At 52.7% G+C, this 18,300-nt stretch carries 14 protein-coding genes; 11 read left to right on the top strand and 3 right to left on the bottom strand.

The features are described from left to right. Positions 1–23: 23 nt before the first annotated feature. Positions 24–3,353: a diguanylate cyclase gene (locus ACFX4O_RS09060; protein ID WP_380208209.1), complete on the bottom strand. Its 3,330-nt coding sequence runs from the start codon at positions 3,351–3,353 to the stop codon at positions 24–26. Positions 3,354–3,706: 353 nt separating this feature from the next. Here ACFX4O_RS09060 and udk point away from each other — a divergent pair, with 353 nt between their 5' ends. The 3 genes from udk to asmA all read left to right on the top strand — a co-directional run bounded on the left by udk (position 3,707) and on the right by asmA (position 6,892). Continuing rightward, the gene (gene udk, locus ACFX4O_RS09065; RefSeq protein ID WP_017458502.1) at positions 3,707–4,348 is read left to right on the top strand and encodes a uridine kinase; all 642 of its coding nucleotides are present in this window, start codon (positions 3,707–3,709) and stop codon (positions 4,346–4,348) included. A gap of 86 nt (positions 4,349–4,434) precedes the next feature. After that, a complete protein-coding gene (gene dcd / locus ACFX4O_RS09070; RefSeq protein WP_131410564.1) occupies positions 4,435–5,016 on the top strand; it encodes a dCTP deaminase in 582 nt (193 codons plus the stop codon). Positions 5,017–5,041: 25 nt separating this feature from the next. After that, positions 5,042–6,892 (top strand): outer membrane assembly protein AsmA, encoded by a 1,851-nt coding sequence (gene asmA / locus ACFX4O_RS09075; protein ID WP_380208212.1) that lies wholly within the window; start codon positions 5,042–5,044, stop codon positions 6,890–6,892. Between the two features lie 46 nt (positions 6,893–6,938). Here asmA and ACFX4O_RS09080 read toward each other — a convergent pair whose 3' ends face one another. Beyond that, positions 6,939–7,523 (bottom strand): NUDIX domain-containing protein, encoded by a 585-nt coding sequence (locus ACFX4O_RS09080; protein WP_380208214.1) that lies wholly within the window; start codon positions 7,521–7,523, stop codon positions 6,939–6,941. 84 nt (positions 7,524–7,607) lie between these two features. Here ACFX4O_RS09080 and ACFX4O_RS09085 point away from each other — a divergent pair, with 84 nt between their 5' ends. Continuing rightward, a complete protein-coding gene (locus ACFX4O_RS09085; RefSeq protein ID WP_380208216.1) occupies positions 7,608–8,363 on the top strand; it encodes a DeoR/GlpR family DNA-binding transcription regulator in 756 nt (251 codons plus the stop codon). 41 nt (positions 8,364–8,404) lie between these two features. Here ACFX4O_RS09085 and ACFX4O_RS09090 read toward each other — a convergent pair whose 3' ends face one another. Further along, on the bottom strand, positions 8,405–9,988 hold the full coding sequence (locus ACFX4O_RS09090; protein WP_131410556.1) for a TerC family protein: 1,584 nt from the start codon (positions 9,986–9,988) through the stop codon (positions 8,405–8,407). A 693-nt stretch (positions 9,989–10,681) separates the two neighbouring features. Between ACFX4O_RS09090 and ACFX4O_RS09095 the strand changes: the two genes are divergently transcribed. From ACFX4O_RS09095 to wcaD, 7 genes are all read left to right on the top strand, one after another. Continuing rightward, on the top strand, positions 10,682–11,827 hold the full coding sequence (locus tag ACFX4O_RS09095) for a polysaccharide export protein (RefSeq protein WP_131410554.1): 1,146 nt from the start codon (positions 10,682–10,684) through the stop codon (positions 11,825–11,827). Between the two features lie 2 nt (positions 11,828–11,829). Continuing rightward, complete coding sequence (gene wzb / locus ACFX4O_RS09100) at positions 11,830–12,273, top strand: low molecular weight protein-tyrosine-phosphatase Wzb (protein WP_131410552.1); 444 nt, start codon at positions 11,830–11,832, stop codon at positions 12,271–12,273. A 2-nt stretch (positions 12,274–12,275) separates the two neighbouring features. After that, entirely contained in the window at positions 12,276–14,444 is a 2,169-nt protein-coding gene (gene wzc, locus ACFX4O_RS09105) for a tyrosine-protein kinase Wzc (RefSeq protein ID WP_131410550.1), read from the top strand. 106 nt (positions 14,445–14,550) lie between these two features. Continuing rightward, a complete protein-coding gene (gene wcaA / locus ACFX4O_RS09110) occupies positions 14,551–15,396 on the top strand; it encodes a colanic acid biosynthesis glycosyltransferase WcaA (RefSeq protein WP_044489411.1) in 846 nt (281 codons plus the stop codon). Further along, positions 15,396–15,887 (top strand): colanic acid biosynthesis acetyltransferase WcaB, encoded by a 492-nt coding sequence (wcaB, locus tag ACFX4O_RS09115; protein WP_131410548.1) that lies wholly within the window; start codon positions 15,396–15,398, stop codon positions 15,885–15,887. The genes wcaA and wcaB overlap by 1 nt, the downstream gene beginning before the upstream one ends. Continuing rightward, a complete protein-coding gene (gene wcaC, locus ACFX4O_RS09120) occupies positions 15,884–17,101 on the top strand; it encodes a colanic acid biosynthesis glycosyltransferase WcaC (protein WP_131410547.1) in 1,218 nt (405 codons plus the stop codon). Before wcaB ends, wcaC begins: the two co-directional genes overlap by 4 nt. Continuing rightward, positions 17,076–18,296, top strand: coding sequence for a colanic acid polymerase WcaD (gene wcaD, locus ACFX4O_RS09125; protein WP_380208221.1), 1,221 nt, complete (start codon positions 17,076–17,078; stop codon positions 18,294–18,296). The genes wcaC and wcaD overlap by 26 nt, the downstream gene beginning before the upstream one ends. Positions 18,297–18,300: the final 4 nt, after the last annotated feature.

Consider the following 18,300-nt stretch of genomic DNA (forward strand, 5'->3'; position numbering starts at 1 on the left):
TAAAATAGCCTTATTACCTCTTGTTAGTTAATTGCGAAATAACTGGTATTCAGCATCAAATCCAGCGGCTGTGCCTGCGAAATAATATCGCCGTAGATCAAATCGATACCGATTCCCGACAAGGTATCCATCATCAGCGGCTGGTGAGTTGGCCCGGCGATACTCTTCACGCCCAGTCGCTGCGCGTGACCCTGAATAATGGTCACCATCATTTCGTCCATCAGATTGCCGTGGACGTTTGTCACTAACTCTGGCTCCAGCAACAGGTAGTCGGCCATATGCGGTGTGAGGTAGTTAAACACTTCCAGATCGTGCCCAATATGGCTGAAAATGATGCGGCAACCCGCATGGCGCAGGCGTTTGAGGTTCTCATTAATGGTGTTGCCTTCGCGCATCAGCGCATCGGCATGAATAATCAGGTGCAGCAAACGCCCCGGCATTGACCCGCTTTCCAGCATTTGCAGCAGTTCAGTCACCAGAGATTGACTTGCCAGCCCAACGACAGAAAGCGGCAGGGCGACACCAAGGCCTTTACCCGCTACGGCTGTCGCGTGGTTGCGGAAAAATTCGTGAAACACCCGCCTGTCGAGTGCGCGGATAAGTTCCGGTTCCGTCAGGCCTGAGCGGAACGCGTGCTCCTCCATCACTTCCCCTTCGCTGGTCCACAAGCGCAGCGACAGCAGCCAGAAGTTGCAGGCCTCCGGCACGCGCGGAGAGGCCACGCCGCGCGCAATCATCAGTAAATGGTTATCTTTGATCATGTGCCACTGTTCATCCAGCGACATCATGCTGCGCTCGTGCTGCATCAGCCCTTGCTGCGCTTCGTAGACGGTAACCATTCCGCGACCATTGTTCTTTGAGGCGTAACAGGCGATATCCGCCTGCGACATCACGTCTGATGCCTGGTAATTGGTCTCATCAATAATCGTAATCCCGGCGCTGGCACCGATGCGGTGCTGGCGGCCTTCCCACATAAACTCGTAATCATTGATAGCTTCAATCATCCGCCCGGAGATATAGCGCGCACTCTCGACATTACAATCTGGCAGCAGCAGGCCAAACTCATCACCGCCGAGACGGGCGAGAATATCGGTTGAGCGCAGCATGCTGAGCATCAGCGAGGAAATTTCACGCAACAAGGCATCACCTGCAGCATGCCCGGCGGTGTCGTTCACTGCCTTAAAGCGGTCGAGATCGATGAACACCAGCGCATGTCGCTGGTGGAACTCCTGCACGGTCACTAACAGGCGTTTGAGATGATTTTCAAAACTGACACGGTTCGCCAGGTGGGTGAGCGCGTCGTGAGACGCGCTGTAACTGAGCTGGCGCAGCATCTTACGCGATTCGGTGACATCCTGGATAACCAGTACCGAGCCGATATTTTGTCCGTCCAGTGTGCTTAACGGCGTGACGCTGTAGTGGATATCGAAGCTGCCGCCGGTGCGACAGTGCAGCACCACATCCTGCTCAATCGCGGTACGCGACATATCGCCGCTATGAATGTTTTCCATCGCCGGACCGTTATCACCGAAAGTAATGCGCAGCACCGTCAATAGAGGCTGACCAATGGCGTGTTCCTGCGGCCAGCCGCTCATTTTTTCTGCCACCGGGTTCATAAAGGTGACCTTCATATCAACATCAGTACACAGCACCGCTTCACCGATAGAATCAAGCGTAATGTGCAGCCGCTCTTTTTCCTGGAACAGCGCATCGTTGAGCTGTTTTACCTCGGTCATGTCCATATTGACGCCGAGCAGCCGCTCCACTTCACCGTTCTTGTTGAGCACACGGTTGGCAAGGGTACGGATATGGCGAATCCCCTCTTTTACCGGCACCCTGAATTCCAGCTTGAATGCGACGCGGGCGGCCAGCGCATCGCGGATAATGCGCTCGGTTTCCGGGCGATCCTCCGGCAGAATGCGTTCGTACCACAGATGCCAGGTCGGTTTCATATGCGCGGGGACTTCGTACATCTCAAACATACGTTTATCCCAACTGATGATGTCGGGTTCCAGCTCCCACTCCCAGATACCGATGCCGCCTGCTTCGTTCGCAAGGGTAATGCGCTCCATCAGGCGCTTGTTCACCCACTCGGTCTGTTTCAAGTCGTTAATATCTTCGATCTGGGCGATGAAATAGAGCGGGGTGCCGTCGGCATGACGCACGACTGAAACGGCCAGCAGACCCCAGACCAGATCGCCATTACGTGTGTAATAGCGCTTTTCCAGCGAGTAGGTAGGAATGTCGCCGCGCGCCAGTTGATCAAGCAGTTCGAGGTCTTTATGTAAATCTTCCGGCCAGGTAAGCTGCTGAAAGTTCATTAAACGCAGTTCATCCTGGCTGTAACCCAGAAACTGGCACAGCGCTTTATTGGCCTGTAGCCACTGCCCATCGGTGCCCACTAATGCCATGCCAATGGCGGAATATTCCATGGCGTTACGAAAACGTTCTTCGCTTTCGGTAATGTGTTTACGCTCGGCGCGAAAGGCATACATCACCATGGTCATCACGTTAACTGGCAGCAGGATCATCAAAAATGGCAGCCAGGGTGCGTTTGTCATCACGCCGCTTTTCGGCGCGATAATCACGTTCGGCTCCTGCGCGATGATCAACGACACCGTCATGACAGTTATCAGAAAAACCAGAAACGCTTCCATTCGCGGTAGACGAACCGCACTCCACATCAACAACACAATCACTGCGGTGAAAGGCCACGGTAAATAGTGCAGCGACAGCCAACTGAGCATCAACGTAATGGCAAGCGTCGCCAGTGTTTCCAGCAGTAATTGCGGTTTGCGATGGCGCAGCAAGTAGTGCGGTTTGAATAATAGCCCAAGCGGCACCAGCGCCAGCGCGCCGATGGATTCTGACAATACCCAGATAATAAAGGTACGCAAAACGTTTTCTGGCGGTACCAAAAGACAGATCAGCGCACCGCCGACCAGCGGCGGAACCACCGCGCTGCCGATGGCAAGGCGGATCCAGTCACTCAGATTTTGCAGCGGATTATACCAGGGCAACAATTTACGTAGCAGCACCGCGCCAACGGCGGCTTCAACAATATTGACGGCGGTATAGCGCAAATCGACAAAAGAAACGGAAAAAAGCAGTACGGTGGCGGCAACATTCCCCAGCGCGCAGGCGAACGCGATGCCGGGCCACATCTTACCCGCGTGGCGGTAAAACGCCACGGTCATGATCGCGGTGGGAAACCAGAGTGGGGCAATGACGGTGCCAAAGCGGATCAGTTCCAGCGAGAACAGGGTGAAGATAAAAGAGAGTAACCCTAAACTGAGGAGCCGCAGTCCAGGATAAGGTGTGGTAACCAAAACGCGCTGGTGTTGTTTCTTCATTACCGCTTAATCCGCAAGCCCTGTGCCGTCCGGAACAGAGTCCGACGAATGAAATTTGAATTTTGGATTATGCTAGTACAAACAATTTACAATTCCTATGCCGGGCGCTCATAATTTGACATCATAGTGTTATTAATTACTTAGTGGATGAATAAAACGCGCACCGCGCTCCATTTTTGAGTGGTTTGCTTTGCGAATAATGCGTTTTGTGGGTAAAAATTGGCGACTTTTTATCACACTTGGATCCCGTGTCTATTCGACTGGTATCGCGACGGCGAAGTCCCTATAATTGCGGCGTTTGACGCTCTGGCGTCGTCCTTCCTTTACATCCAGGTTATCAGGTCGCTAAATTTATGACTGATCAGTCTCATCAGTGCGTCATTATCGGCATCGCCGGCGCATCCGCTTCAGGTAAAAGCCTTATTGCCAGCACTCTTTACCGCGAACTGCGCGAACAGGTAGGTGATGAACATATTGGCGTTATTCCGGAAGACAGTTACTACAAAGATCAAAGCCATCTGTCGATGGAAGAACGTGTAAAAACCAACTATGACCATCCGAGCGCGATGGATCACAGCCTGTTATTCCAGCATTTAGAGTCACTTAAGCGCGGCGAAGCCATTGAGTTACCGGTTTACAGCTACGTTGAACATACCCGTACGCAAGAAACCATTCGCATTGAAGCTAAAAAAGTCATCATTCTGGAAGGGATCCTGTTGCTGACCGATTCACGCCTGCGGGATGCGATGAATTTCTCCATTTTCGTCGATACGCCGTTGGATATCTGCCTGATGCGCCGTATCAAACGTGACGTGAACGAGCGTGGCCGTTCAATGGATTCGGTAATGGCGCAATACCAAAAAACCGTGCGTCCAATGTTTCTGCAGTTTATTGAACCCTCCAAACAGTACGCCGATATTATCGTGCCGCGCGGCGGTAAAAACCGCATCGCCATTGATATTCTGAAAGCCAAAATCAGCCAATTCTTTGAGTAATAATGTTAGGCTGTCACCGTTCGTATTAATTTGCCCGGCCCCTGAGGCGCGCTCAGGGGTATGCCGCATCAAAAGGAGAATGTGCCATGCGTCTTTGTGACCGAGATATTGAAGCCTGGTTGGACGACGGTCGACTCGCGATTAACCCGCGTCCGCCGGTTGAGCGTATTAACGGTGCTACGGTAGATGTCCGCCTGGGCAACAAATTCCGCACATTCAGTGGGCACACAGCAGCGTTTATCGATCTCAGTGGCCCGAAAGACGAAGTCAGCGCGGCGCTTGACCGGGTGATGAGCGATGAAATAGTTCTGGCAGAAGGTGATGCTTTTTACCTGCATCCTGGCGAACTGGCGTTGGCGGTGACGTATGAATCCGTCACGCTGCCTGCGGATTTGGTCGGCTGGCTGGACGGGCGCTCGTCGCTGGCGCGTCTGGGATTAATGGTGCATGTTACTGCGCACCGTATCGATCCCGGCTGGTCAGGCTGCATCGTGCTGGAGTTCTATAATTCAGGCAAACTCCCGCTGGCACTGCGTCCGGGGATGCTGATTGGCGCGCTGAGCTTCGAGCCGCTCTCCGGCCCGGCAGAACGCCCATATAACCGCCGTGAAGATGCGAAATATCGCGATCAACAAGGCGCGGTCGCCAGCCGTATTGATAAAGACTGAGTGAAGTAGACCTACTGAGGACGCCATGAGAAGAGTGTTAACCACGCTGATGATCCTGTTGGTCGTGCTGGTAGCTGGCCTTTCGGCGCTGGTACTGCTGGTCAACCCCAACGATTTTCGCGCTTATATGGTGCGTCAGGTTGAAACCCGTAGCGGTTATCAATTGCAGCTTGATGGCCCGCTGCGCTGGCATGTCTGGCCGCAGCTTAGCATTCTCTCAGGGCGGATGACCTTAACCGCTCCCGGTGCGCAGACGCCGGTGGTCGCCGCCGACAATATGCGTCTTGACGTTAATCTGTGGCCGTTGCTTTCGCACCAGTTACACGTCAAACAGGTGATGCTAAAAGGCGCGGTTATCCAGTTAACGCCGCAAAGTGCCGCCGCGCCGCAAAAAGGCGCGCCCGTGGCGCCGCGAGAAAACAATCTGCCGCAGGTGGAAGAGGATCGCGGCTGGTCATGGGATATCGCCAGCCTGCAAGTGGCTGATAGCGTGCTGGTGTTCCAGCACGATGATGATGAACAACTGACGGTGCGCGATATCCGCCTGCAAATGGAGCAGGATTCGTTGCACCAGGCAAAACTTGATTTCGCCGGGCGGATTAACCGCAATCAACGTGATTTAACGCTCTCTTTCAGCGCGCAGGTGGATGCGCGCGATTATCCGCATAATCTCACCGCCGCCATTGATAACGTGAAATGGCAATTGCAGGGCGGCGATGTCCCGACACAGGGAATCGAAGGGGAAGGGCACTTACAGGCGCAGTGGCAACGTGCCCAGCAGCGCCTGACGCTCAATGATCTGAGCTTGCGCGCGAACGATACCGCGCTCACTGGTAACGGCAGCGTGACGTTTGGCAACCTGCCGGTGTGGGCGCTCGATTTGCAGTTTGATTCCCTCAATCTCGATAACTTATTACCGCCGGAGCAGACTGCCGATAACAGTGGTTCGCCGCAGCAGCAAGGGCAGGCGCAAAACCGCTTGCCGCGCCCGGTTATCTCCACCAGCCTGGATACACCGCAGTACAACGGGTTACGCAGTTTTACCGCACAGATTGGCATTAGCGCGAAAAGCGTGCGCTGGCGTGGCATGCAGTTTGCGGATGTGGTCGGGCAATTCAACAATAATGCTGGTTTGCTGTCGATCCCCACGCTACAAGGAAAAATGGGCAACGGGTTGATCTCGTTGCCTGGCGAGCTTGATGCGCGCAGTGATACATCTCGCGCGATCTTCCAGCCAAAACTGGATAACGTGGAAATTGGCACCATCCTGAAAGCCTTTAATTACCCGATTGCGTTGACTGGCAGCCTGAGCATGGCGGGCGATTTTTCCGGGCCGAATATCGACGCTGATGATTTCCGCCGACACTGGCAGGGTGAGGCGCATCTCGATTTGAAAAACAGCCGCATGGAAGGGCTCAACTTCCAGCAGCTCGTACAACAGGCCGTGGCGCGCAGCAGCGATGTGCAGGCGCAGGAAAACTACGATAACGCCACGCGTCTTGATAGCTTCAGCAGCGATGTGTCACTGGATAAGGGGCTGATGACCTTCAATGATATACAGGGGAGTTCTCCGCTGCTGTCGCTTACCGGTGAAGGTGAGATGGATCTGGTGAAAGAGCAGGCGGATACCCGCTTTGAAGTGCGTGTCATGGAAGGCTGGAAAGGGGAGAGCGATCTTATCGATTTCCTGAAGAATACGCCGGTTCCACTGCGCGTGTACGGTAAATGGCAGACGCTTAACTACAGTCTGCAAGTGGATCAACTGCTGCGTAAACATCTGCAGGATGAAGCGAAACGCCGGTTGAATGACTGGGCTGATCGTTATAAAGATCGCCAAAGTGGCAAAGATGTGAAAAAGCTGCTCGACAAGATGTAAGCGAACCTATTGGCCGGGTTGGCGTTGTGCCACCCGGCAAGGCTATTTACAAAATGCCTTCCAGCGCCAGATGCTGTAACAACATAATGGTTTTACCGTCGGCAATCACACCGCTGCGGATAGCAGCCAGTGCGGCGCTAAAATCCATCTCTACCACTTCAATATCCTCACCTTCATCCGCTAAACCTCCGCCATTACCGGTGCGTCGGCTGTCGTCATATTCGGCGATAAAAAAGTGCAATTTTTCGCTGACCGAACCGGGGCTCATCCACGCCTCAAACACTTTTTGCACCTGTTCCAGCCGATAACCGGTCTCTTCTTCGGCCTCATGCCTGATGCGATCTTCCGGGGCAAGTTCATCCAGCAGGCCGGCAGCTGCTTCCAGCAAAAAACCGCTGTGCTGGTTAACGAACAGCGGCAAGCGAAACTGCCGGGTGAGGATTACGCTGCGCTTATTGGCGTTATACAGCAGGATCACCGCGCCGTTACCACGATCGTAAACTTCGCGGCTCTGGCGCTGCCATTCGCCGTCTCGTCGGCGAAAGTCAAAGGTGTATTTCGTCAGTTTGCCCCAGTCCTCAGATAAGGACCTGGTGGCAATAATGCGTATTTGTGCATTTTCAGATGGCATATTCGCTCCTCGGGACGTAAGATTGCATCTTATCGTGCATGTTCGTGCATTAACAAGAAATTTCGTGCAATCGGGAGCCCCCTCATGCTGACCTCACAACGCAAACAACTGATCCTTGCCCGGCTCGCTGAAGAGGGGCAGGTGCTGTCGAAAAATCTCAGTGAGCAGTTCGGCATTTCAGAAGATACTGTGCGCCGCGATTTGCGCGAACTGGCGGCTGAAGGACGCTTGCAGCGCGTGCACGGAGGAGCGTTACCAGCATCGGCTGCGGTAGTCACCTTTTCCGAGCGGCAAACGCTGCAATCCGATGCCAAGCGGCGGATCGCGCAGAAAGGAGCGGAACTGGTATCACCCGGGCAAGTGGTGATGATCGATGGCGGCACCACTACCAGCGAGTTAATCCGCTTTTTCCCTGAAGATCTGCGCATTACCGTCGTCACCCACAGCCCGAGTATCGCTGTCGGATTGGCACAGCATCCGTTCATTAACGTGGTGATGATTGGCGGACAGCTTTACAAACACTCTATCGTCAATGTCGGCGCGGCGGCGCTGGAGGGGATCGCGCGCGTACGCGCCGATCTCTTTTTTATGGGCGTGACCGGTGTGCATGTGGAGGCCGGGTTAAGTACTGGTGATTTCGAAGAGTCGCGCATCAAGCATGCCATGGCGCAAAGAGCGGCGGAGACCGTGGTGCTGGCCTCACCGGAAAAATTAAACACTGCCTCCCCGTGGGTGATCGGCGATATCCGGCTTATCAATACGCTGGTGGTTGATGCCCAAACCGATGCGCGCACGCTGGAACCGTTTGCCCACCGCGGTATTGCGATTGTCAAAGCGTAGGAGAACAGACGAGACGTGGCCGGGGAGAACCCCGGCCGGGTTTACACTTCGTAATCGAGAGTTTCGTCGTTGTGAAGGGGAATAAGCTGTACTTTTTGTACCCGGTGGCTTTCCACATCCAGCGTTTTTAGCAAGTAATCACCCACCTGAACTTCTTCCCCCGGTTGCGGAATGCGTTGTAAATACTCCATCAGCAGCCCGGCAATGGTGTGATACTCGCGTTTCTCATCGAGTGGCAACGGTACATATTGCACCAGATCTTCCAGCGGCATATGGCCATTCGCCGTCCAGCTACCGTCACTGTTTTTCTGTATATCATGGCGTGCGTCAATCTCTTCTACCTCGTTGGGCAAATTGCCCGCGATGGTTTCCATCACATCGCTTAAGGTGACCACACCTTCAACGGAGCCAAACTCATCCACCACAAAGGCAAAGTGGGTGCGGGCATTACGGAACTGTTCCAGCGCCTGCAACAGCGGCAACCCTTCCGGGAAAACCAGAGGCTGGCGCACCAGTACGCGTAGATCGAGCGGTTCGCCGTGTAAAGATTGCTGTAGCAGATCGAGGATATGCACCACGCCCAGCAAGGTATCATCCTCTTCGCCGCCGGTGACAACCACGCGCGTATGCTGGTTTTTTTCCAACAGTGCGCGGACTTCTGATTCCGGCGCGCTCAGATCGATATGTTCAATATCGTGGCGCGACGTCATGATGCTGCTCACCGTGCGCTGATTGAGATTCAGCACGCGCTCAATCATCCGCCGTTCCTGCGGATTGAAAATCTGGCCGTCGTCGCCGTCGCGCAACATAGAGGCGGCGTCGGCATCCAGCTCCGCTTCTTCTTTACGCCCGCTCAGTAAACGCATGACGGTTTCGGTGGTGCGCTGGCGCAATGTCCGGTCGGCGAACAGAAAACGGCGGCGGTTGAAGATAGCCAGCTGGTTCAGCGCTTCAATCATTACCGAGAAGCCAATAGCAGCGTACAGGTAACCTTTCGGAATATGGAAACCAAACCCGTCAGCCACCAGGCTAAAACCGATCATCAACAGGAAGCTGAGACACAGGATAACTATCGTGGGATGGTTGTTGACGAAGCGGGTGAGGGTTTTACTCGCCAGCAGCATCAGCGAAATGGCGATAACAACCGCCGCCATCATGATTGCCAGGTGATCAACCATACCTACGGCGGTGATCACTGAGTCCAGTGAGAAAACCGCGTCCAGTACGACAATCTGCGTCACCACGGCCCAGAATTTCGCCCCGCGCCGTTGCGTGGGGTTGTCGCTGTCTTTCCCTTCGAGACGTTCGTTGAGTTCAACCGTTGCTTTAAATAACAGGAACAGCCCGCCCACTAACATAATTAAGTCGCGTGCGCTGAAACTGAGCCCGCGTACGGTGAATAAAGGTTGGGTCAGCGTGACCAGCCAGGAAATTGAGGCCAGCAACAGCAGACGCATCAGCATGGCGAGTATCAGACCGGTGACGCGCGCGCGGTCACGCTGTGCCGGTGGCAATTTCTCGGCGAGAATTGCAATAAAAACCAGGTTATCAATACCTAGCACCAGTTCGATCACCACCAGCGTGATCAGACCAGCCCAGATTGACGGATCGGCAATCCATTCCATCGTTAACGTAACACCTTATGTGATATGACAATTGTCACAATGCGATCATGGATAAAGCTGAGATAAATTGCAATGCCAGCCTGCGATTTATCTTATTTTAGGTGGTTATTTAAAGCGCTTAAAAGGTTATTTCCTTATTGTTTATATGATTAATTATCACTATTTAAATATAGAAAATAGGAAAAGTCGCATAGGTAATGCTATGTCAATTTGTTGTCAATATGCGGTAAATCCTAAAAGCGTAAAAATTTGGTCTTAATATTATTCTTAAAAAGATGTTTATCTCTGAATGTCGCCTTGCCTGCTATTCGCTTAGCTGCAACAATTCCTCCAGCATCGTTCAAATATACCAGCGTCTTTATTTTCAGCATTGTTAATCAGTGCGAAAGCCGGTACCTGCCGTATTTTATCTGGTTGGTAAATAGCACCACCAGAAAGAGGATGTAAGGGATGACTATCAATGACTTAACGTCAATCAGTGAATTGGTAACTGAAAGCCAGGGGCGGTAGCGTGCCTGCGGGTATGTCAATCAGCCTGGATTATTCTGTAATCGCATGTGGTTGAATAAACGCTTTTTAGGACTGATGCCAGTTATATTTCTCAAGAATTAACTGCATTCTGAATCTGTGTACAGCTTGAGCGCTTATTTAAATCGCACAGGATAATTACTCTGCCAAAGTGATAATTAATCAATGATGAAATCTAAAACGAAATTGATGCCATTATTGGTGTCCGTTAGCTTGATGAGTGGCTGCACCGTCTTCCCGGGGAGCAATATGTCTACGATGGGAAAGGATGTGATTAAACAGCAGGATGCTGACTTTGATATAGACCGTATGGTGAATGTCTATCCATTAACCCCACGTCTGATTGAACAATTGCGCCCGCGCACCAATGTTGCTCAACCGAATATGTCACTGGATCAGGAGATTTCCGCCTACCAGTACCGCGTTGGCCCAGGGGATGTGCTGAACGTGACAGTGTGGGATCACCCGGAACTTACCACGCCAGCCGGTCAGTATCGTAGTTCGAGCGATGCCGGTAACTGGGTACAGCCCGATGGCACCATGTTCTACCCGTACGTCGGCAAGATTCACGTCGCTGGTAAAACGCTTTCTGAGATCCGTAGTGATATTACCAGCCGCTTAGCGACCTATATTGCCGACCCGCAGGTGGACGTTAATATCGCCGCGTTCCGTTCACAAAAAGCCTATATCTCCGGTCAGGTGGCGAAATCTGGCCAGCAGGCGATCACCAACGTACCGCTTACCGTTCTTGATGCGATCAATGCTGCAGGTGGTCTGACCGACAGCGCAGACTGGCGCAACGTGGTGCTGACACACCAGGGCCAGGAGCAGCGCATTTCGCTGCAGGCGCTGATGCAAAACGGCGATCTCAGCCAGAACCGTTTGCTCTACCCGGGCGACATTCTGTTTGTTCCGCGTAATGACGATCTGAAAGTGTTCGTCATGGGCGAAGTGAAAAAACAGAGCACGCTCAAAATGGACTTCAGCGGCATGACGCTGACCGAAGCACTCGGCCAGGCCGAAGGGATCGATCTGACCACTTCCAACGCCAGCGGCATTTTCGTTATTCGTCCGCTGAAAGGCAACGACAGTGGCCGTGGCAACAAGATCGCCAATATTTACCAGCTTGATATGTCGGATGCCACATCACTGGTTATGGCAACGAACTTCCGTCTCCAGCCGTATGACGTGGTGTATGTCACGACCGCGCCGGTTGCGCGTTGGAACCGTCTTATCAACCAGTTGCTGCCGACAATCAGTGGCGTTCGCTACATGACCAACACGGCCAACGACATCCAAAATCTGCAATGACTATGTTCAACAAAATTCTGGTGGTATGCGTGGGGAACATTTGTCGTTCCCCAACGGCAGAACGGCTGCTGAAAAAATACCAGCCCGCTTTAACGGTGGCGTCAGCCGGGCTTGGTGCGCTGGTTGGACGTAGCGCAGATGCGAACGCCGTGAGTGTGGCGGCGGATAATCAACTCTCTCTGGAAGGGCATTGCGCGCGACAAATTACCGGAAAAATGTGCCGCGAATACGACCTGATTCTGGTGATGGAAAAACGTCATATTGCCCGCCTGTGTGAGATTGCCCCGGAAATGCGTGGAAAGGTCATGTTATTTGGCCACTGGGATAACGAGCGGGAGATCCCCGACCCGTATCGCAAAAGTCGTGAAGCTTTTGAAGCTATTTACACCTTACTTGACCAGTCTGCCCGCCATTGGGCGCAGGCATTGCAAGCTCAGCAGGGATAATAATGACAGAGAAAACACACCATTCGCATTCTGCTGCCCAGGCGGTGGGCAACGACGAAATCGATATTGGCCGTTTGCTCGGCACAATCATTGAGGCTCGCTGGTGGGTGCTGGGCATCACCTCGGTCTTCGCACTGATTGCTGTCGTCTACTGCCTGTTCGCAACCCCCATTTACAGCGCCGATGCGCTGGTGCAAATCGAGCAGAATACCGGAAGCTCGCTGGTGCAGGATCTGAACAGCGCGTTATCGAACAAGCCACCGGCGTCCGATGCAGAAATCCAGCTTATTCAGTCACGCCTGGTGCTGGGTAAAACCGTTGACGATCTCGATCTGGATATTTCCGTGGTCAAAAACACCTTTCCGCTGTTTGGGGCCGGGTGGGATCGCCTGATGGGGCGGCAGAACGAGACGGTGAAAGTCACCACGTTCACGCTACCAAAAGGAATGAACGAGCAGACCTTTACATTAAAAGTACTCAGCCCGAAACAGTACCTGTTAAGCAGCGACGGCGGTTTTGAAGCGCGTGGCGAAGTAGGGCAACAGCTTAGCAAGCAAGGCGTCACCATGATGGTGAGTGCTATTCAGGCATCGAATGACAGCGAATTTACCGTCACTAAATATTCGACGCTTGGCATGATCAATAATCTGCAAAGCAACCTGACGGTGGCCGAAAACGGCAAAGATACGGGCGTACTCAGTCTGACTTATACCGGTGAAGACCGTGAGCAGATCCGCGCCATTCTGGACAGCATCACGCGAAACTATCTTGAGCAGAACATTGAACGCAAATCCGAAGAAGCGGCCAAGAGCCTGATCTTCCTCGATAAGCAACTGCCGGAAGTGCGCGAAAACCTCGATATCGCAGAGGAAAAACTCAACTCCTATCGTCAGCGCAAAGACTCTGTGGACCTGCCGCTGGAAGCGAAATCTGTGCTCGATTCGATGGTTAACATCGATGCGCAATTGAACGAACTAACCTTCCGCGAAGCAGAAATCTCCAAGCTCTATACCAAAGTGCACCCGGCTTACCGCACCTTGCTGGAAAAGCGTAAAGCGCTGGAAGATGAAAAGTCGAAACTGAACAACCGCATCACCGCGATGCCGGAAACGCAACAGGAGATTGTTCGCCTGACGCGTGATGTTGAATCAGGCCAGCAGGTTTATATGCAGTTGCTGAATAAACAGCAGGAGCTGCGTATCACCCAGGCGAGTACCGTTGGCGATGTGCGTATTGTCGACCCGGCTATTGCACAACCGGGCGTGCTGAAGCCGAAAAAGGCGCTGATCATTCTTGGCAGCATTATCTTGGGCCTGATTGTTTCGGTGGTCGGTGTGCTGCTGCGCTCGCTGTTTAATCGCGGCATCGAAAGCCCGCAAGTGCTTGAAGAGCATGGCATCAGCGTGTACGCCAGCATTCCGCTGTCGGAGTGGCAAAAAGCGCGGGATAGCGTCAAAACCATCAAAGGGGTCAAACGCTATAAGCAGAGCCAACTGCTGGCGGTGGGGAACCCGACAGATCTGGCCATTGAAGCGGTGCGCAGCCTGCGTACCAGCCTGCACTTCGCCATGATGCAGGCCAATAACAACGTGTTGATGATGACCGGGGTCAGCCCGTCAATCGGTAAAACTTTTGTCTGCGCCAACCTGGCGGCGGTGATTAGCCAGACCAACAAGCGCGTGCTGCTGATCGACTGCGATATGCGTAAAGGCTACACCCATGAACTGCTGGGCACCGACAACGTGAATGGGTTGTCCGAAGTGCTGGCCGGGAAGGGCACAATAGAGGGTTGCGCGAAGCCGACTTCTGTCAGCAACTTTGATCTTGTACCGCGCGGTCAGGTACCGCCAAACCCCTCTGAATTGCTGATGAGCGAACGCTTCAGCCAACTGGTGAAATGGGCCAGCAGCCACTATGACCTGGTGCTGATTGACACCCCGCCAATCCTTGCGGTAACGGATGCGGCAGTGGTTGGTCGCCATGCCGGCACCACGCTGATGGTGGCGCGTTACGCGGTGAATACGCTCAAAGAGATCCAGACCAGCCTGAGCCGCTTCGAACAAAACGGTATTCAGGTGAAGGGCGTGATCCTGAACTCGATTTTCCGCCGTGCGACCGGCTATCAGGATTACGGCTACTACGAGTACGACTACAAGTCCGATTCAAAATAACCAGACCCTTACCTCTATCCCTCAACGCGCTGCGCCTTTTCCCCCTTGTGGGAAAAGGCGGCAGTAAGGGCGAAAGCGGCATGTTGAACGCATTAGGGAACGCATCATGAGCACAACAGCAAACCCATTAATTTCAATTTATATGCCAACCTGGAACCGGCAACAGCTGGCGATCCGCGCGATTAAATCGGTGCTGCGCCAGGATTACCCGCACTGGGAAATGATCATTGTTGATGACTGCTCCGCAAGCTTTGAGCAACTGCAACAGTTTGTTGATGAGCTGGGCGACCCGCGCGTAAGTTACACGCGTAACGCTTTTAACTCTGGCGCTTGCGCGGTGCGCAACCAGGCGATTTTGCAGGCGAAAGGCCAGTACATTACCGGCATTGATGATGACGATGAATGGACGCCAAACCGTCTGTCCGTTTTTCTCGCGCACAAACATCTGCTCAATACCCGCGCCTTTTTGTACGCCAACGATTATGTTTGTCAGGGCGAAGTCTATTCGCAACCGGCGAGCTTACCGCTGTACCCGAAATCGCCGTTCTCGCGCAAGTTGTTCTACAAGCGCAACATCGTTGGCAATCAGGTCTTCACCTGGGGCTGGCGTTTTAAAGAGAGCCTGTTTGATACCCAACTGAAGGCGGCGCAGGATTACGACATTTTTCTGCGGATGGTCGAGGAGTACGGCGAGCCGTGGAAAATCGAAGAAGCCACGCAGATCCTGCACATTAACCACGGTGAAATGCAGATCACCTCTTCGCCGAAGAAATTTTCCGGCTACTTCCACTTTTACCGTAAGCACAAAGACAAATTCGATCGCGCCAGCAAGAAATATCAGCTGTTCACTCTCTATCAAATCCGCAATAAGCGGATGAACTGGCGCACTTTGCTGACGCTTTTTTCCCTGCGTAACGGCAAACGTCTGGCTGATGGGCTGCGGGGGAAATAATGCGTCTGGAAGATTTTCGCGCTAATCACTGGAATTTGCGCCCGTGCTGCATGGTTGCGGCGTACCGCATTGCCCATTTTTGCTCCGTGTGGCGCAAAAAGCATGTCATCAACAATCTCTGGGCCGCGCCCGTCATTCTGTTGTACCGCTTTGTCACGGAATGCCTGTTTGGGTATGAAATTCAGGCCGCTGCGACGATTGGTCGCCGCTTTACCATTCATCACGGCTATGCGGTGGTGATCAATAAAAACACCGTCGCCGGGGATGATTTCACCATTCGTCATGGCGTCACCATCGGCAACCGTGGAGCCGACAGCCTGGCCTGCCCGGTGATTGGCAACAACGTTGAATTGGGTGCCAACGTGGTGATGATTGGTGATATCACTATTGGGAACAACGTCACCATTGGCGCGGGTAGCGTGGTGCTCGACAGCGTGCCGGACAACGCGCTGGTGGTGGGCGAGAAAGCGCGCGTGAAGGTGATTAAATGAATATTTTGCAATTTAACGTGCGCCTTGCAGAAGGCGGTGCCGCAGGCGTTGCGCTGGATTTACATCAGCGCGCGCTGCAACAAGGCATTTCATCACGTTTTATTTACGGCTATGGCAAAGGCGGCAAAAAAAGCGTCAGCCACGACAACTATCCGCAGGTGTATAAACAGACACCACGTCTGACTTCCATCGCTAATCTGGCGTTGTTTCGCCTGTTTAACCGCGATGTTTTCGGCAATCTGAATAATCTCTATCGCACCGTGACCCGCACAGAAGGGCCGGTGGTGCTGCACTTCCATGTGATGCACAGCTACTGGCTGAATCTGGATGAACTGGTGACGTTTTGCCAGAAGGTGAAAGCGCACAAGCCGGATGTCACCTTTGTCTGGACGCTGCATGACCACTGGAGCGTGACCGGGCGCTGCGCCTTTACCGATGGCTGTGAAGGCTGGAAAGAGCATTGCCGCAAATGCCCAACGCTGTCGAACTACCCGCCGGTGAAAGTTGACCGTGCGCATAAGCTGGTTGACAGCAAACGTCAGCTCTTTAACGACATGTTGGCGCTTGGCTGCCAGTTTATCTCCCCCAGCCAGCACGTGGCGGATGCCTTTAATAGCCTGTATGGGGCAGGGCGCTGCAACATCATTAATAACGGTATCGACGTGGCGACAGAAGCGATTCTGGCCGAGCTGGCACCGGTGAAAGAGACGCAAGGCAAACCGAAGATTGCTGTGGTGGCGCACGATCTGCGCTACGACGGGAAAACCAATCAACAACTGGTGCGCGACATCATGGCGATGGATGACCGCGTGGAGCTGCATACCTTCGGTAAGTTTTCACCGTTTGAGGGCAACAATGTCACCAACCACGGTTTTCTGACCGATAAGCGCAAATTGATGAGTGAACTCAACGAGATGGATGCGCTGGTCTTTAGTTCTCGCGTGGACAACTATCCGCTGATTCTGTGCGAAGCGTTATCTATCGGTGTCCCGGTGATTGCCACCCACAGCGATGCGGCACGCGAAGTGTTACAGAAATCGGGCGGTAAGACATTCAGCGAGCAGGAGGTTTTGCCGCTAGTGCAATGCCATAAAGCCGAGATTGCCCAGGCGGTCTTTGGCGAAAGCCTCGATGCATTCCGCGCACGCAGCCGCCAGGCATACAGTGGCCAACAGATGCTGGAGGAGTATGTCTCATTCTATCAAGGTCTGTAGCTACCTCCTGCTGCCGCTCATTTACCTGCTGGTTAACGTCAAACTCCTCCAGTTGGGCGAGAGTTTTCCGATCACTATCGTGACGTTTTTGCCGGTGCTGCTGTTGCTCTATGTTGAGCGCATCAGCGTGAAAAAACTGATGATAGCGCTGGGGGCCGGGGCAGGGCTGACACTGTTTAACTTTATTTTCGGTAAGTCGCTGGACGCCAGTAAATATGTCACCTCGACGATGCTGTTCGTTTATATCGTGATCATCATCGGCATGGTATGGAGCATCCGCTTCAAAACCATTTCGCCGCATAATTACCGTAAGATCTTGAGATTTTTCTATGCGGTAGTGGCATTCGTGGTTCTGCTTGCGGCGATGGAAATGGCGCAGATTATCCTGACTGGCGGCAGCAGTTTAATGGAAGGAATTTCGAAATATCTCATCTATAGCAACAGTTACGTGCTGAATTTTATCAAGTTCGGCGGTAAACGTACTACGGCGTTATATTTCGAACCGGCATTCTTCGCTCTGGCGTTAATCTCAATTTGGCTCAGCATCAAACAGTTTGGTATCAAAACGCCGAAGACCGATGCTATGATTTTGGCAGGGATAGTTCTTTCGGGATCGTTCTCTGGGGTAATGACATTTATCATGTTTTATCTGCTGGAATGGGCTTTCCAGTATCTGAACAAAGAGGCGATCCGTAAAAAGTTACCGTTGGCAATTATTTCACTGGCAGTGTTTATTGTTGGCGTTGTATTTGCTTTTCCATATATCGCAGAACGAGTCGGCGATTTAGGTACGGAAGGCTCTTCCTCGTATTATCGTATTATCGGTCCGCTGGTGATGGTGGGATATTCACTGACCAATATTGATGGTGTAGTAAGATTTGGCTCACTTTACGAATATGTCGCATCATTCGGAATCTTTAACGGTGCGGACGTCGGGAAAACAATAGACAATGGGTTGTATCTGCTGATCATTTATTTTTCATGGTTCGCGGTATTACTGACCGGATGGTATCTGTTTAAAGTTGGAAAAATGATGATAAATGCCTTTGGCAACAATCAGAATTTTCGCGTTCAACTTTATCTGTTCACTCCGATATCGTTGTTTTTTACGGGGTCTATCTTTAGCCCGGAATATGCGTTTTTAATTGTTTGTCCATTTATTCTACGCAAAGCGTTGAATATAGCGACTACATGATGAG

This window comes from Kosakonia sp. YIM B13571 (genome assembly GCF_042788095.1).
In the GTDB taxonomy this organism is placed as follows: Bacteria; Pseudomonadota; Gammaproteobacteria; order Enterobacterales; family Enterobacteriaceae; genus Kosakonia; species Kosakonia quasisacchari.

What these genes read in the sequence shown, in the direction of transcription:
- ACFX4O_RS09060 (WP_380208209.1), bottom strand. Translation starts at nt 3,353, where the DNA reads ATGAAGAAACAACACCAGCGCGTTTTGGTTACCACACCTTATCCTGGA.
- udk (WP_017458502.1), top strand. Translation starts at nt 3,707, where the DNA reads ATGACTGATCAGTCTCATCAGTGCGTCATTATCGGCATCGCCGGCGCA.
- dcd (WP_131410564.1), top strand. Translation starts at nt 4,435, where the DNA reads ATGCGTCTTTGTGACCGAGATATTGAAGCCTGGTTGGACGACGGTCGA.
- asmA (WP_380208212.1), top strand. Translation starts at nt 5,042, where the DNA reads ATGAGAAGAGTGTTAACCACGCTGATGATCCTGTTGGTCGTGCTGGTA.
- ACFX4O_RS09080 (WP_380208214.1), bottom strand. Translation starts at nt 7,523, where the DNA reads ATGCCATCTGAAAATGCACAAATACGCATTATTGCCACCAGGTCCTTA.
- ACFX4O_RS09085 (WP_380208216.1), top strand. Translation starts at nt 7,608, where the DNA reads ATGCTGACCTCACAACGCAAACAACTGATCCTTGCCCGGCTCGCTGAA.
- ACFX4O_RS09090 (WP_131410556.1), bottom strand. Translation starts at nt 9,988, where the DNA reads ATGGAATGGATTGCCGATCCGTCAATCTGGGCTGGTCTGATCACGCTG.
- ACFX4O_RS09095 (WP_131410554.1), top strand. Translation starts at nt 10,682, where the DNA reads ATGATGAAATCTAAAACGAAATTGATGCCATTATTGGTGTCCGTTAGC.
- wzb (WP_131410552.1), top strand. Translation starts at nt 11,830, where the DNA reads ATGTTCAACAAAATTCTGGTGGTATGCGTGGGGAACATTTGTCGTTCC.
- wzc (WP_131410550.1), top strand. Translation starts at nt 12,276, where the DNA reads ATGACAGAGAAAACACACCATTCGCATTCTGCTGCCCAGGCGGTGGGC.
- wcaA (WP_044489411.1), top strand. Translation starts at nt 14,551, where the DNA reads ATGAGCACAACAGCAAACCCATTAATTTCAATTTATATGCCAACCTGG.
- wcaB (WP_131410548.1), top strand. Translation starts at nt 15,396, where the DNA reads ATGCGTCTGGAAGATTTTCGCGCTAATCACTGGAATTTGCGCCCGTGC.
- wcaC (WP_131410547.1), top strand. Translation starts at nt 15,884, where the DNA reads ATGAATATTTTGCAATTTAACGTGCGCCTTGCAGAAGGCGGTGCCGCA.
- wcaD (WP_380208221.1), top strand. Translation starts at nt 17,076, where the DNA reads ATGTCTCATTCTATCAAGGTCTGTAGCTACCTCCTGCTGCCGCTCATT.